The sequence below is a fragment of the Streptomyces wuyuanensis genome, from assembly GCF_900103455.1.
Classification (GTDB): Bacteria; Actinomycetota; Actinomycetes; order Streptomycetales; family Streptomycetaceae; genus Streptomyces; species Streptomyces wuyuanensis.
In genome coordinates this window covers 139,845-154,827 of record NZ_FNHI01000018.1, presented here as the reverse complement: position 1 = coordinate 154,827, position 14,983 = coordinate 139,845, and the positions used below count along the sequence as shown (strand labels likewise).

Genomic DNA, 14,983 nt, shown 5'->3' with positions numbered 1-14,983 from the left:
GACGCACGGCAAAGGCATGCCGCCCGACCCGGCTGTACCCTCAGCGTTCCCGTAGCGGGATCGTCGTCGCCGACCGGGCGGTCACCGCGCTCCGTGTGGCGCCTCGCCGGCTGCGGCGGTCGGCTCGTGCGAAGTGCTCAAGGTGTCGTCCCACGTGAAGGTCAGCCGGTCGGTGACGTCCACGACACCGTCGACGCTCTCGCAGAGTCTTACGGTCACGGGAACGAGGCTCCTGCGCGGAACCGTGCCGCTGAGAGTCACCCGGCCGTCCGTGACCTCGACGGAGAGCGCCGACGGCGACAGACGGAGCGTACGGGTGAGCACGTCCTCGAGGATCTCCTCCTGGATCGCTCTGTCCCTTCGCAGGAACAGCTGGATCAGATCGCTGCGGCTGAGCACTCCGATCACGCGGCCTGCGTCGTCCGTCACCGGAAGCCGCTTGATCCGGTTCCTGTCCATCACTCTGGCGGCCTTGACCACACTCCATTCGGGACGCGCGACGACGGCGGGACTCGTCATGAGCCCTTGGGCCGTGGGAGCGCCGCCTCCGGACGCCTGACGGCGTACGAGATCCGCCTCGGACACCACGCCCATCGGCCGTCCGTCGACGTCGACGACGGGTACGGCGCTGATGCCGAACTCGTCGAGCAACCGGGCGATCTCCTTGAAAGTGGTGCCGGGACGGACGGCGACGGCATCAGGAGTCATCAGATCGGCAACGCGCCGGTGCCTCATCGTTCGTCAGCCCTTTCCGGGCGCCCCGGGCGGTGCTCGACCCGGATCCGGCGCCCCTCGTCGCGTTGGTCTCCCTACCATCTTGGGTGTGCGAACCCTCCGGCACAGGGCCCGACCGGTCCCTCTGACGGTCCGAACGGACCCGGTCCGGACACGACGCCGACGCGTGCCCGCGCCGTGGCGTGTGTCACCGGCGGGGCTGGTCGCCGCTTGCCGCTGAACTGTGCATTGGCCGCGGATCGCTGCCGTTGCCGTGGATCCGGACCGTGAGCGTGGGAGGGAGCTGGAGCGTGTTCTTGACGGTGCAGTGGGACGCCACCGCCTCCAGGGCTCCGGCACGGGCCGGCGGCAGTTCGGGCACATGGACGTCGACGGTCAGTGTGGCCACGCGCGCAGGGCGGTCGGCGGCCATCGTGTGATCGGCGGTGACGCGCAGTGCTCCGCGATCGAGGCCGTGGCGGTCGAGGAAGCGCCCGGCGTAGTGGGCGACGCACGCGGCCAGCGACGCCACGAACATCTCGACGGGTGTAGGACCCGTGTCCTGGCCGCCGTCGTCGAGCGGCTGATCGACCCTCAACGTGTGTCCTCGCACCGTCACTTCGAAGGCGTCACCGCTCAGCGGCACGACCGCGACGTGAGGTTCGGAGGTGCACGCGCGGCTCTCCACCGCCTCCGCCTCCGAGAGGAGGAGTCCGGCGAGCTGCCTGGCCTCCTGCGGAGTGAGGGACGCCCATACCTCGCGGTCGTCGTACGGGGCACGGAGGGTGTCCAGGACCACGCGCCCCATCCCCGCGGGCAGTTCGTGCGGCGCGAATCTGGCTACGCGGATCGCGCGGCCGCAACGGGTGTGCAAGTGATGCGAATGCGTTGTGCGGTGGTGCTCCTCCACGACGACACCGTCCTTCAGCGTGCGTGCGGGAAAACGGACTCGCTCCCAGGGGAGGGGGGACGGGCCCGTAGCCGGTCCTTCACGGCCCGCCACGCGCGGACGCGCCCTCCCCCTCGTGCCGAGCGTCGCGTGTGCCGGCCGCCGTCGCCGGGGGCCCCTCGGGGGGCTCGACGTCCAGGGCCAGGTTGTCGTACTCGTACTCCATCGTGTGGTGCACGGCGACCACCCCGTCCACCGAGCGGCAGAGCCGTTCGACGACCGGGATGTCGGCGCGTGCCGCAACCCGGCCGGTGAGGGTGACCACCCCTTGGTGAACCGACACCCGAACACTGTCGGGCGCGACACCGAGGGTGCGGTCGAGTACCTCCGTCCTGATTTCCTCGCCGATGGCCTCGTCGCGGCGCAGGAAGGGGCGCAGCAGGTCACGACGGCTCACGATGCCCACGAGCCTGCCGGTCTCGTCGACCACCGGCAGCCGTTTCACCTGGTGGCGGTCCATGGTCCGTGCCGTCTCGACGATGTTCCAGTCCGGCCTGGCGGTGACGGCGGGGGACGTCATCATGGCCCCGGCGGTTTCGGCCTCCGCCCGCGCCTCGTCCAGTGGCAGGAGCCGAAGCCGCGTCCAACGACCTTCCGGGTCCGGCAGGTTCGATGCCTTGCGCAGCAGGTCGCCCTCGGAGACGACGCCCAGAGGCCGGCCGTCGTCGTCGACCACCGGTGCGGCCGTGATGTCGTTGTCGTCGAAGAGTCTCACGATCTCCTTGAAGGACGAGTCGCGGTTCACCGTGACGACACGCCGTGTCATCACCTCCGAGATCCTGCGGTGCTGCATGTCCTCACTCCTTCCGCCCCGGAGCCGTTCACGCCGCCTCGGCGGGCTGCCCTCCCTCCCGACTCTCCTTCCGGACCCCGTCGCGGCATCAGAGCCGAACGGTCCAGTAATGGGGCTGATGGCCCCAAGAGACGCCTCCGTCGAGCGGAGAGCGGGCGTATCGCACTGCGGCGGGGAGGGAAGAACGGAACCGACGACCGCGAAGGGGCTCCGGGCGACGTGCGATGGTCTCGGATTCCCGACCGCCTCCGAGCCCACGGACAGGATCTCGGCGATCACGCACCGTGATAGAGCCGTTCGAGGTCGACGAGCAGCACCTCTTCTCGGTCCTGTGCCGCGTGGAGCCGGGGGCTGAAGCCCGCGCCGCCGTAGCAGGCGGGTTTCGCCCGGCTGATGTCCTCGCCTCGTGCGGCGAGCACTGCGAGCACATGGCGCAGGCGGTCCAGATGGTGGATGTCCATGATCTCGTTCCACCGGGCCTGGCCCACGGACAGCAGAGGCCGGTGACCTCCCCCGCCGCGAACGACCACCTCGGCTTCGCGCTCCGGACCGTACTCCCCTCGTGGCAGGGTGCCGTGGGCGGCCGTGGCGACAGGCGCCCCGAACGTGTCGGGAGCCGCGAACCGAAGCGCCCAGTCGCGGCAGAGCTGCGCGAAGGCAGCAGGCACGGCGGTGCCGGTGAACTCGGACGCGAGCTTCTCCCAGACACCGGCGGTGTCCTCCTGCTCCAGAGTCGAGCGATGAGGGGCGAGCACCGCGTGGTCGAAGGCCAGCAGCGGCTCGGCGATGCGGTACCGGAGGGCAGTGGTGAGGAACGCGTCCGGTTCGCCTCGGAGAAGTCCGCAATGCTCGAGGAGCCGCAGGGCGTGCGACACATCCGTCAGAGGTCGGCTCACGTGATGCGTGATGGCCCAGGTGGTGGCGTGGCCGAGGGCCACCGCCGTCAGGATCGCATGGCACAAGGGGCGGTCGTGCTGATCCGCCTCCTCGTTCAGGAGCCGGGTGGCTTCCCAGTGGAGGGGGGTCCTCGGATTGAGGACGGTCCTGCACATCCAGGCGTCGAAGTCCTCGACGCCGGTGGGGCCCTCGCCGGCCGCAAGGCTACGGTGAGCAGGGGTGCCGCCGACCACCGCGTGGAGGAGGGCAGCCAGGCGCGGATCGTCGACGTCCCAGAAGGCCGCCGCCTGCCGGAAGTCGAAGGGGTCGACGGTGATCGACAGGTCGGCCAGTGCGCGCAGTGCCGAGTGATCGGTGAACAGCCTGTTCGTCACCAGGGACGAGTCGCCGCCGAGCAGGAGCCGGGGGCGCAGGGTGTACCCGGCCCGTTTGAAGGCCCGGTGGACGACTGACGGGAGGGCGGGGCTTTGCCTGACGAGATCCGGAAACTGGTCGATGACGACCGGAGCAGGGTTCTCGCCACCGGACCCGAGCAGCGCGTCGACGGCATCGTCCCAGTCGCGCCATGCCGGCACGCGCGGCGACCCGGTGTGGCCGGCGAACGCCTCGCCGAGACTCTCGAGACTCTCCCGTTCCGTGCCTTCGTGTGCCCTGAAGAAGAAGGCCCCGGTGACTCTGGTCAGCGCTTCCAGGAGATACGTCTTCCCCTGCCGCCGCCGACCCGTGACCAGACCGAGAGCAGGTCCGGGTCGCTGGTCGGTCACGAAGGCCGTCAGCGCTTTCCACTCTGCTTCCCGGTCGAACACGGCTCCTGGCCGTTCGAGACCGACTGCGTCCCATGCCACCGGAGTCCTCCAGTGTTGGCCCCCGTCTTCTCTGCGCTGGGCGACCGCGTCGCCGTGTTCCCGCCCGCGCCCGGCAGACCCGACGACCGGACGCTATGCGCTTCTGAACCCTGACGACCCGGACCGTTCGTCGATGCCCCCCGCCGAGCGGGATCCATCGCCCCGGGCGGTGAGGCGGTCGGTCACGGCGACCACGCCGTCCATCTGCTCCGCGAGCTTCTTCATGACGAGGATCTGGGCCGGCGTTTCCAGCGCACCCTCCAGGGTGACCCGTCCGTCGACGACATGGACGGCTACCGCATCCGGTGCCAGGCCCATCGTGTCCACCACCACTTCTTCGATCACCCGCAGGCGGATTTCCGGATCCGGGCGGAGGAAGACGCGGAGGAGGTCACGGCGGGTGACGATGCCGACGAGCCGGTCCTCGTCGTCGACGACCGGCAGCCGGTCGACGCAGCGACGCAGCATGGTGCGCGCGGCTGCCGCGACGGTCTCGTCCGCGTGCACGGTGACCGCCGGTGCCGACATCAGCCGCCCTGCCGTGATGGCGTCGCGTTCGTCTCGGCTCACCGTGCCGATGCCCGGTCCGGACTGCCGTGGTCCATGAACCGAGTCCGCGAACAGGGCCTGGCGCACCAGAAGGTCGGTCTCGGAAACCACACCCACCACCCGGTCGTCCTCGTCGAGGACCGGCAGGCCGCTGATGTCGTGCTCGGCGAGCCGCTTGGCGACCTCCTTGAACGGCGTTGACGGCAGGGCCGAGACGACCTCACCCGTCATCAAGCCTCCGACCTTGCTGTGCTTCGTCATCGCCCCTCCTGGTGGGCGTGTTCCGGGGCTGTGATCCGTGGGACGCGCGGAGGCCGTGACGGGGTGCTCTGCCGGGGCCCGGAGCCAGAGCGGTGACACCCTGAGAACCGGGCCCCGGTGTGAGTCGCCGGAGGTACGAGACACCGCGGCCCGTCCGGACGACACCGCCAGTTCCCGTAGTTCACATGGCGTGCTTGATCTCGATGTGCTTGGGTTCCGGCTTCTCCTCGCCCAGACCGACACTCACCATGAGCATGCCGTCCGTGTACTCGGCGCGGACGTCGCCCTCGTCGGCGCTCTTCGGCAGGGCGAGAGCGCGGGTGATCGATCCGTACCTGATCTCACTGCGGTGTTTGTCCACCTCGCGTTCAGTGCGTTCCGCCTTGATGGTGAGAATGCCGTCCTCCACGGTCACATCCAGATCCTTGACCTCGACGCCCGGGAGCTCTGCGCGGATGACGTACCTGCCGTCCTCCGTGTACTCCTCGACCCTCATGGTGTGTAGATCGGCCATGGCCGGCATGCTGAACCGGGCGGGGAAGTCCTCGAACCAGTCCGGCAGATCGGGGAACGGAAACCTCTGCTTGCGTGCGAGTACAGCCATGATCCGGCCTCCTCGGTCTTGCGGTTGCGACACGTCCAGTCAACCGCCGCGCCCGCCGGCCCCGCAGGGGCCGAACAGCCCGTAGCGGGGCCCGATGGTCCCGGCGGACCGCTCGTCCGGGACCAACCGCGTTGAGGAGTGGGCCGGTCGGTCCTCGTAACCGTCCCTCGCACTGCGTAGCGTGCAGGTGCGGACATCCCCCTGCGGGGCCGTACTCGTTCGCGATCGGCTGGAGGAGCCATGACGTCCGGCAGCGGAGTACTCCCGATCATGTACGGCGTGGACGCGGCACAGCCTGCCGACGCGGCTCTGGACTGGGCCGCCGACGAAGCCGCGCGCCGCGGAGTGCGTCTTCATCTCGTGCACGCCGTGCTGCCGGTGACCCATCATGTCCGGGGTGTCGAGGAGACGGCTCATCACAAGGCCATGCGCGTGCTCGGTGAGGAAGCGCTTGACAAAGCGGCGGGACGAGCCCGGGAACGCTGTCCGCACCTCGATGTCACGATGTCCGTGGTGCCGGGCAACCCGGCTCCGGTCCTGGTACGGAAGTCCGCGCACGCGCAGTCGGTCGTGCTGGGGTCCCGACGTCTGGGCCGCCTGGCAGAGGTGCTCAGTGTGGCTTCGACGGTCGTTCCGGTGAGCGCCCATGCCGCCTGTCCGGTGGTCGTGGTGCCGGAAGCCGAGCGCGCGGTGGAGGAGCCGCCGTTCGTCGTCGTGGGGGTGGACGACAGCGAGTCGGCCGACGCCGCGGTGGACTACGCCTGCGGGGCCGCGGCGCGGTCCGGAGCCTCGGTGCGGGCGGTGTGGGCTTGGCAGCGGCCGCGATTCGGCTTCTGGGACGAGGAAGCCGCGATGGAAGCATGCGAACGCCACCTGTACGCGGCGACCGAGAGGCGGTCCGGTGCGTGGGCCGACGTCGCCCTGCGCCGTGAAGTGCGGTCCGGCCACCCGGTCGACGTGCTGGCCGGCGTCGCCGAGCACGCGCTGGCACTCGTCGTCGGCCGCCGGGGACATGAGGGCTTCGCCGGGATGCGACTCGGCTCCGTCCCTCACGGCCTGCTGCACCGGGCCGTCTGCCCGGTGGTGACCGTGCCCGCCCGGTTCGGTCACGGCACCAGGGCGAGCTGAATCGGTGGCACGCTGTCCGCCGGTGCCGTGGCTGCCGTATGTCCGGGCCGTACGGTCGCGGCCGGTGGCCCGCTCAGCCTCTGGTCCCCGACCGGCAGGAGCCCGGCCGCAGGCAAGGGGAAGGACACGTCGTCGGCATGGCCGGCGACGGCGTCGACGACGCCCCGGCCATTGCGGCGGCCGAGGTGGGTTTCGCCATCGGCACCGGCACGGACATTGCGATCGAGGCCGCGGGCGTCACTCTCGTCTCGGGCCGCGTGCGTGTGACAGGTCCGGGACTCCAGCGGGGTGGATGGGCAGGCCCGCATGGGCCGATCGGCCCGCAGTGTCGGCCCGGTCGGTCCTGGTCCCCACCCCGGGAGGACTGCTTTCCTGTAGATGACGGGAGGGGTCGTGAGGGACGCGGGGGAGCGGTGGAAGTGGCCGACACGCCATCGCGCACCGCGCAATCAGGATCCGCGAGAAGCGGATGGGCCCCTCCCGCCGTCCCAAGCTGCCCGGTGCCGCAGCCGGAGCGCGGTCAGCCCTTCTCTTCCGCTGCGCATCCACTCGTCCCGCCTGCCTTCCGGCCATCCTCAGCGCAGTCGGCGCAGGTACGGGTCATGGAGTGTGCGAGGGGCCAGCCGTACGCGGACGTCGGCCACCACCGCACCCGTCGACCCCGCCAGTACCGGATTGAAGTCGGCTTCGGCCAGCTGTGGCAGGTCCGCGGACATGCGGGAGAGCCGCAGGAGCAGCTGCTCGACCGCCTCCAGATCCACGGGTTCGGCGCCGCGGTAGCCGTGGAGCAGAGGTGCGAAACGAGGCGCCTCCGTCAGCTCACGGACGTCCTCGATCGTCAAGGGGGCGAGCCGGGCGGCGTGGTCCCCCAGTACCTCCGTCGCCGTGCCGCCCAGACCGAACAGCACCACGGGCCCGAAGACCTCGTCCTGTGTGACTCCCGCGAAGAGTTCGACCCCGCCCTCGGCCATGGGCTGGATCAGCACGCCCTCGAGCCCGTCCCCGAAGCGTGCGACGAAGTCCCGGTACGCAGAACGCACTTGCTCTTCACCGCGCAGGCCGAGCCGCACCGCGTGCTCCTCGCTCTTGTGCACCAGGCCCGGCCGATGGGCCTTCAGGGCAACGGCGCCGTCCGGCCCGATCAGCGGAGCGGCTCCGGCCGCCGCGTCCCGCTCGTTGTCGGCCCAGACCCAGGGCAGCTGTGGAACCGCGTAGCAGTCGAGGAGCGCCGCGCAGTCCCGGGGGGACAACCAGCCGCCTGTGGGATGACGGTCGAGGAACGCCTCGACGACCGCCGCCGCCCCGCGGATGTCGGTCCGGTCGAGTGGGGGTACGGTTCCGGCGGGCCGGGCGAGCCACTCCGCACGCCTCGCGGCGTGTTCCAGCGCCCGCGCGGAGGCCTGAGGATCGGCGTACGCGGGGACCGCACCGCTGCCCGCCGGGAGCAGACGTACGGATGCCTCCTGGTCCGGCAGTACCACCGCGAGCGGGCAGGACGCGTGTACCGATGCATCGGTCACGGCCCGTGTCAGGTCCTCGCCCGTCGCCGTGCCCACGGCGGTTGGCACGAGGCACACCACCACTGCCTCGACCTCCTCGTCGCACACGAGGAGGTCGAGGCAGTCACGTAGCTCGGCCTCAGGCACGGCCGCACCGGTGTCCAGCGGATTGCCTGCCGACGCTCCCTCCGGGAGCACGGCGCGCAGCCGCTCCACCAGTCCTTTCGGCAGCGCGTCCACCCGCAGCCCGGCCTCTTCACAGGCGTCCGCGGTCAGCACGCCGGTGCCGCCGGCGTTGGAGACGACCACCACCCGGCGTCCGGTGGGGAGCGGTTGCGCGTGGATCAGTGCGGCGGTTTCGAGTAGCTCGGCGATGCTGCGGGTTGCCGTGACGCCGGCCTGGAGGAAGAGCGCCTGCCGCATCACGGTGGAGGACGCGGCTGCCGCGGTGTGCGAGGCCGCGGCCCGCCGGCCGGCGTCCGTTCGGCCCGCATCGACGGTGAGCACGGGAACGCGGCGGGTGACGCGGCGAGCGGTGCGCGAGAACAGACGTGGGTTGCCGAACGACTCCAGGTGCAGCAATGCGAGATCGGTCCTGCCGTCGCCCTCCCACCACTGCAGCATGTCGTTGCCGCTGACGTCGTACTTGTCGCCGAGCGACACGAAGCTCGACACTCCGATGCCCAGCCGGGACAGTCCGGCCAGCAGGGCGATTCCCACTCCGCCCGACTGGACGGCGACGCCTGCGGATCCGGGGCGGGGCGGGGCGGCGGCGAACGTCGCGTCGAGCTGTACGGAGTCCTCTGTGTTGGTCAGGCCCAGGCAATTGGGGCCGACGAGCCGCATGCCGTGTCGGCGGCATGCGGCCAGCAGCTCCCGTCCCTGCTCGGCGTCGAGCCCCGCGGAGAGGACCAGCAGCGCACGCACGCCGCAGGCGCCGCACTCCTCGGCCACGGTGGGGACAGCTGGGGCGGGCAGGGCGACGACGGCGAGGTCGGGTGGCTGAGGAAGCGCGGTGACCGAGTGGTAGGTCGGCACGTGGAGGATCACCGACGCCTCGGGATGCACGGCGTACAGCCGCCCTGCGTAGCGGGTACGGATATTGCGCAGCACCGCCCGGCCCACCGACCCCGGGTGGCGCCCCGGCCCGATCACCGCGACGGATCGCGGGCGAAGCAGCGGCTCCAGACTGGCCACGTCGGCTGTTCGCGCTCGTCTTTCGACCGCGGAGAGATACGACTCGTCCACGGCGAGCCCGACGACGCAGTGCACTTCCGGTCCGTCGAAGTGCCTCCTGACAGGCAGGCCGAGATCGGTGAACACCTTGAGGACGTCGTGGTTCTCGGACAGGGCGTCGGCGTCGAAGGCGGTGATGCCGTCGGCCCGCGCCAGGGACACCAGGTGTTCGAGGAGCAGCGTTCCCACGCCCCGGTGGTGCCACCGGTCCGCGACGGCGACGGCGACGTCCGCGTGGTCGCCGTCGATCCGTTCGTACTGGGCGAGCCCCACGACCTCGGAACCCGATTCGGCCAGCAGGGCACGAGCTCCGGGTCGCACATGGGCGCACAAGCGGTCGGCGGCCTTCCGGGCGGAGTCGCGGCCGAGGGTGAAGAAGCGCAGGCGCAGATTCTCCGGCGACATCTCCTCGTACAGGCACCGCACGGCGTCCTGGTCACCCGGTTCGACGGGCCGCACGCGGACGGTGGTGCCGTCCGAGAGCAGCACGTGCACGGCGCCCCCCGTCCGGGCGGACCGGTCTGGGTCGGCATCGGACATGTCCCACTCCCGCAGCCTTCGAACGGAGCCCCTACCCAGAGTCCGACGCGGGAGCGGCCGGGCCGAGGGCTGCTCGGGGCAGCGACGGGGCCGAACGGCCCTGGCACTCTCCCCCTCGCCTCGCCCGGAGCTGGAGATCGCCGACTCCGTCGTGCCGCCGAGGCGCGCTCACGGCGGGGAGACCCGCTCAAGCCGGGCCCGGCGTCCGTTCGATGTCCAGTTCCAGAAAGTGGGCCGAGCACGAGATGCACGGGTCGTGATTGCGGATGGCGAGCTCGCACAGCCGGGTGAGCTCGGCCTCGGACTCCTCGCCGCGGTCGAGTCCGGCTTGGACGATTCTGCGCAGGTCCTCCTCGATTGCGCCCTGGTTCTGAGCGGTCGGCGGCACGATGCAGGCGTCGGTGACGCGTCCCTCGTCGTCGAAGCCGTAGCGGTGGTAGAGCAGGCCGCGCGGTGCCTCCGTCGCACCGTGCCCGACGCCCGCCCGGGCGGGCACCTCCACGTAGGACCGGGCCGGACGCTCGTACGCCGCGATGATCCGGAGGGCCTCCTCCACGGCGTAGAGGACCTCCACGGCACGGACGAGGATGCTCCTGTACGGGTTCCTGCAGACCTCGCCCGGCCCGGCGCCCTCGGTCCGCGACGCCAGCGGGGGCGCGCCCAGTCCGGCTTCGCGTGCGGCTTCGAGGGCTGTCGGAGAGAGCAGGTGGCCGTTGACCGCGTAGCGGGCGAGGGAGCCGGTGAGGTGTCTTCGGCCGTCCAGCCGCGAGTGGAGGGCCGTGGAGTGGGGGACCTGCTCCTCGGTGACGTGCTCGGAGAAGGTTCGGAGCGGGAAGCCGCGTGGCGGGAGCGCGCGGTCGTACGGGAGGACGGCCGGGGTTCCGGACTCGATCGCGTAGGTGCCCGGCTCGGTGAGGGCGAGCAGGTCGGCGTCGCATTCGGCGTCGGGGAAGTCGAAGCCCGCGACCCATCGCAGGGTGTCCCAGGCGTCGTCGAGGGCGGTACGCAGCCGCTCGGTGAGGGGGCGGAGTTCGGCGCGGGTGGGGGCTCGGTGGAAGCCGCCGAGGCGGACGTTGACGGGGTGGATCGCGCGTCCCCCGAGCAGCTCGACGACGGCGTTTCCGGTCTGCTTGAGGCGCAGCCCGCGCTCGACGTGTGCCAAGTGGGAGCGGGACATGCCGATCACGTCGTCGTGGCCGAGGAAGTCCGGCGCGTGCAGGAGGTGGATGTGCAACGTCTGGCTCTCGATCCACTCGCCGCAGTACAGCAGGCGTCGCAGGGCGGCGACTTGTCCGTCGACCACGATGCCGCACGCGTCCTCGACGGCCCGGCAGGCACTCAGCTGGTAGGCGACCGGGCAGATCCCGCAGATGCGGGAGGTCAGGTCGGGCGGCTCGGTATGGGCCCTGCCCCGCAGGAAGGCCTCGAAGAACCGCGGAGCTTCGTAGATGCCGAGCCGCGCCTGGGTGACGACGCCGTCGTGGATGCGCAGATGCAGTGCGGTCTCCCCCTCGACTCGGGACAGAGCGGGGACGCGCAGCACCTGGGACCGGGCCTGGGGCTCGCTCATCCGGGTCCTTCCCCCTCCACGGCGGTGAAGGCCGTGACGTTGAAGGTGTGCAGGAACCTCCCGACGTCCTCGTCGCTCATCCCGTCGCGGTGCATGAGGGGGACGAGCGCCGGGAGGTTCGTCGTCGCGGCCGGCCCGAAGCAGCCGTAGCAGCCCCGTCCGTACGTCGGGCACAGGGCACCGCAGCCCGCGTGCGTGACCGGGCCGAGGCAGGGCGTGCCGTGGGCGACGGTGACGCATACGTTGCCGCGCCGCTTGCAGGCGAAGCAGACGGCGTGGTTCGGGATGCCGGGCTTCCGCCCCGCGAGGAAGGACGTGATGACCTCCACGAGCTGCCCGCGGTCGATGGGGCAGCCGCGCAGCTCGAAGTCGACCGGTACGTGGGCGGAGATCGGGGTGGAAGTGGCGAGTGTCTCGATGTACTCGGGACGGGCGTAGACCGTCGCCAGGTACTCCTCGACGTTCGCGTAGTTGCGCAGGGCCTGGACGCCTCCGGCCGTGGCGCAGGCGCCGATGGTGACGAGGTGGCGGGACTGGTCGCGGATGCGCCGCACGCGTTCCACGTGCTCGGGGGTGCTGACGGACCCTTCGACGAGCGACAGGTCGTACGGACCGGTGCCGATGTCGCTGGACGCCTCCAGGAAGTGGGCGATGTCCAGCTCGTGGGCGATACCGAGCAGTTCGTCCTCGCAGTCGAGGAGGGTGAGCTGGCAGCCGTCGCACGAGGCGAACTTGAACACGCCCAAGCGGGGGAGGGACGGCGGCCGGGACGTGGTGGGGGTGGTCATCTCACAGTTCCCGTACGGAGAGCAGTGGTTCGGCCCGGTCGTAGCCGACGACGGGGCCGTCTCGGCAGAGCAGCAGAGGGCCGAGCTGGCAGTGCCCGCAGTGGCCGGTGGCGCAGCGCATGTTGCGTTCGAGGGAGACCTGGACGCGGTCGGGGCGGACCCCCCGGTGGATCAGATCACGGGCGGTCGCGCGCATCATGACCTCGGGACCGCAGACGAGAGCGGTCGTGTCCGCCGGCGTGAAGTGGGCTTCGCCGAGGAGCGTGGTGACGACTCCGACCCGCCCGGTCCAGTCGTCGTCGGGCCGGTCGACCGTGACGGTGCTGAACGGACGTTCCCAGGTGGGGAACTCGTTCCGGTACAGGAGGTCGGCGGGACTCCGGGCACCTGCGAGGACGTTCAGCCGTCCGTACCCGTGCGGCTCGGCGAGAACCGCGTCGATCGCGGGCCGCAGCGGCGCGATTCCGATGCCGCCGGCGATGACGAGCAGATCGTTGCCTCGGGCGGCCGCCAGGTCCCAGCATGTGCCGAACGGGCCGCGCATGCCGACCCACGCACCGGTGCGCAGAGTCCACAGCGCACGGGTGACGGCGCCGACGGCGCGCACGGTGTGTGTCAGCCGCTGCCCGTCGGGGATGCGGGACACGGAGACGGGGACCTCACCGACGCCGAACGCGTACATCATCGCGAACTGGCCCGGTGCGAAAGGGCCCAGGGCCTCCCCGGCCGGCTCCAGGGAGAGCGTGACGGTGTCATGCGTCTCGTCGCGGCGGTCCACGACGCGGTAGGGGAGGGGCGCGAGGGTCATGGGCCGGCCCCGCCCTCCGGGGATCCCGGCGGCCCGTAGAGGTCGAGCAGGCGGGTGCGGGTGGCCCGGAGCCGGTCGCCGATGGTCTCGGCGACGACGGTGACCAACGCCAGCCCCAGGTCCGGGCGTTCGGCACACAGGCTGCGCACGGCGGCGGCGTCGAACTCCCAGGCCAGCACCGGACCCCGGGACTCGGCACCGAGGTGCCAGTGCCGGGGCGGGCACAGCCACGACCAGCCGAGCAGGGCGCCCCTGCCGATGGTCTCGACGACGGTCCGACCGCGGCCGGGCACATGGACGTCGAGCGCGACGGTGCCCGAGCGGATGATCCAGAAGCGGTCCGCCTCGTCGCCCTCCTCGAAGATCCGCGTGGTGCTCGGGAACGCGGCTTCGTGGGCGAGGGCCATCAAGCGACCGCGGTGCTCGGCGGGCAGGGTGTCGAGTGCTCCTCCGCCGGCGGGCTCGCCCGTCTGCGGGGTCACGGTGCGCTCTCCGTCCGCGTGGCCTCCTGATGGAGGGCATGCGCCTCTTCGGTGAGGTCGATGCCGGTGGGGCACCAGACGATGCACCGGCCGCAGCCGACGCAGCCGGAGCTGTCGAACTGGTCGTGCCACGTGCCCAGTTTGTGGGTCAGCCACTGGCGGTAGCGGCTGCGCGGGGTGGCCCGGACCGGACCGCCGTGCAGGAGCGAGAAGTCCAGGTCGTAGCAGGAGTCCCAGCGGCGCCAACGCTCGGCGTGGTCGCCGGTCAGGTCGGTCACGTCCTCGGTGGTCGTGCAGAAGCAGGTGGGGCAGACCATGGTGCAGTTGCCGCAGCTCAGGCATCTGGCCGTGACGTCGTCCCACCGCTCCGCCTCCAGGGTGTCCCGCATCAGCGTGCGCAGGTCCACCGGCGGCATGGACCGGCCCATGCGTTCGGCCGCCTCGCTGACGGCGGAGGCGGCTGCCGCGCGGGTGGGCTCGTCGGCGTCGCGGCGCGGGAGCTCCGCGAGCACCGCCGCCCCCTCCGGGCTGCCGCTGCGGCACAGGAAGCGGTGGCCCGCGGCGTCCACGACCTCGGTGAGCGCGAGGTCGAATCCGGCGTCCGCGGCCGGTCCCGTGCCCATCGAGACGCAGAAGCAGGTGGCACCCGGCTCGGTGCATTCGACCGCGATCAGGAAGGCGCCCGTTCGCCGGGAGAGGTAGGCAGGGTCACGGTAGCGGCCGCCGCCCATCACCCGGTCGAGGATCCGAATGGCCCGCAGATCGCAGGGCCTCACGCCGAGGAAGGCGTACGAAACGCTCTGGGGTGCCTCCGGGCGCACGCTCAGCACGCCGTCGGGGCGGCGTTCGGCGCTCCACTGGCGGACGCGCTCCGGATGGAGGAACGACTTCCACGACTGCGGCCCCGCGCTGTGCGCGAAGGCAGCCTGGTCGGCACGCCGGCGGACCCGGTACTGCCCCGCCTCGAGTTCGACCCCCCACCCGTAAGGCAGCGCATCGGCCGACTCCAGCTCGTCCAGCACGATGGCGCCGTCACGGACGGTGGGACCGATCACCGTGCGGCCGCGGCGTACGAGGACGCGGACGAGTTCGTCCAGTCCGTCGCGGTCGAGCACCGCCTCGGTCGGAGCGCCGGGGACGGCAACGGTGTTCTCGGGATCCGTCATGGTTCGCCGCTCGTCCGGGGGCCGTTCGGCCCGGGAGGCACAGACTCCTACGCCACGATCCGCTGGGACACGGCCGGCACGGTGTGCTGTCGGTCGTGGACAGGGTGTCAGGTACCAGCCTCTCCGGCTCCGATATGGGTCCCGGCGTGTCCTT

General features: G+C 71.3%; 13 protein-coding genes. 1 reads left to right on the top strand and 12 read right to left on the bottom strand.

Annotated elements, in window-relative coordinates:
- Positions 1-81 precede the first annotated feature (81 nt).
- The 6 genes from BLT82_RS25055 to BLT82_RS25030 form a co-directional block, all read right to left on the bottom strand.
- The gene (locus BLT82_RS25055; protein WP_093658642.1) at positions 82-735 is read right to left on the bottom strand and encodes a CBS domain-containing protein; all 654 of its coding nucleotides are present in this window, start codon (positions 733-735) and stop codon (positions 82-84) included.
- Between the two features lie 187 nt (positions 736-922).
- Positions 923-1,522 carry an OsmC family protein gene (locus BLT82_RS25050; RefSeq protein ID WP_093658641.1) on the bottom strand — a complete coding sequence of 200 codons (600 nt, stop codon included), beginning with the start codon at positions 1,520-1,522 and terminating at the stop codon, positions 923-925.
- Positions 1,523-1,703: 181 nt separating this feature from the next.
- Positions 1,704-2,456: a CBS domain-containing protein gene (locus BLT82_RS25045; RefSeq protein WP_093658639.1), complete on the bottom strand. Its 753-nt coding sequence runs from the start codon at positions 2,454-2,456 to the stop codon at positions 1,704-1,706.
- A 275-nt stretch (positions 2,457-2,731) separates the two neighbouring features.
- Complete coding sequence (locus tag BLT82_RS25040; protein ID WP_093658637.1) at positions 2,732-4,198, bottom strand: AAA family ATPase; 1,467 nt, start codon at positions 4,196-4,198, stop codon at positions 2,732-2,734.
- Positions 4,199-4,291: 93 nt separating this feature from the next.
- Positions 4,292-5,008 (bottom strand): CBS domain-containing protein, encoded by a 717-nt coding sequence (locus BLT82_RS25035; protein WP_244529569.1) that lies wholly within the window; start codon positions 5,006-5,008, stop codon positions 4,292-4,294.
- Positions 5,009-5,189: 181 nt separating this feature from the next.
- On the bottom strand, positions 5,190-5,612 hold the full coding sequence (locus BLT82_RS25030) for an Hsp20/alpha crystallin family protein (protein ID WP_093658635.1): 423 nt from the start codon (positions 5,610-5,612) through the stop codon (positions 5,190-5,192).
- Between the two features lie 240 nt (positions 5,613-5,852).
- Here BLT82_RS25030 and BLT82_RS25025 point away from each other — a divergent pair, with 240 nt between their 5' ends.
- On the top strand, positions 5,853-6,740 hold the full coding sequence (locus BLT82_RS25025; protein ID WP_093658633.1) for a universal stress protein: 888 nt from the start codon (positions 5,853-5,855) through the stop codon (positions 6,738-6,740).
- Between the two features lie 575 nt (positions 6,741-7,315).
- Here BLT82_RS25025 and BLT82_RS25020 read toward each other — a convergent pair.
- The 6 genes from BLT82_RS25020 to BLT82_RS24995 form a co-directional block, all read right to left on the bottom strand.
- A complete protein-coding gene (locus tag BLT82_RS25020; protein WP_093658631.1) occupies positions 7,316-10,015 on the bottom strand; it encodes a bifunctional acetate--CoA ligase family protein/GNAT family N-acetyltransferase in 2,700 nt (899 codons plus the stop codon).
- 187 nt (positions 10,016-10,202) lie between these two features.
- Complete coding sequence (locus BLT82_RS25015) at positions 10,203-11,585, bottom strand: Ni/Fe hydrogenase subunit alpha (RefSeq protein WP_093658629.1); 1,383 nt, start codon at positions 11,583-11,585, stop codon at positions 10,203-10,205.
- On the bottom strand, positions 11,582-12,373 hold the full coding sequence (locus BLT82_RS25010; RefSeq protein ID WP_093658627.1) for an NADH-quinone oxidoreductase subunit B family protein: 792 nt from the start codon (positions 12,371-12,373) through the stop codon (positions 11,582-11,584). Before BLT82_RS25010 ends, BLT82_RS25015 begins: the two co-directional genes overlap by 4 nt.
- 1 nt (position 12,374) lies before the next feature.
- Positions 12,375-13,181 carry an FAD/NAD(P)-binding protein gene (locus BLT82_RS25005; protein ID WP_093658625.1) on the bottom strand — a complete coding sequence of 269 codons (807 nt, stop codon included), beginning with the start codon at positions 13,179-13,181 and terminating at the stop codon, positions 12,375-12,377.
- Positions 13,178-13,663: a cyclic nucleotide-binding domain-containing protein gene (locus tag BLT82_RS25000; RefSeq protein WP_093658623.1), complete on the bottom strand. Its 486-nt coding sequence runs from the start codon at positions 13,661-13,663 to the stop codon at positions 13,178-13,180. The genes BLT82_RS25005 and BLT82_RS25000 overlap by 4 nt, the downstream gene beginning before the upstream one ends.
- Positions 13,660-14,829 carry a 4Fe-4S dicluster domain-containing protein gene (locus BLT82_RS24995; RefSeq protein ID WP_093658621.1) on the bottom strand — a complete coding sequence of 390 codons (1,170 nt, stop codon included), beginning with the start codon at positions 14,827-14,829 and terminating at the stop codon, positions 13,660-13,662. The genes BLT82_RS25000 and BLT82_RS24995 overlap by 4 nt, the downstream gene beginning before the upstream one ends.
- Between the last annotated feature and the right edge of the window lie 154 nt (positions 14,830-14,983).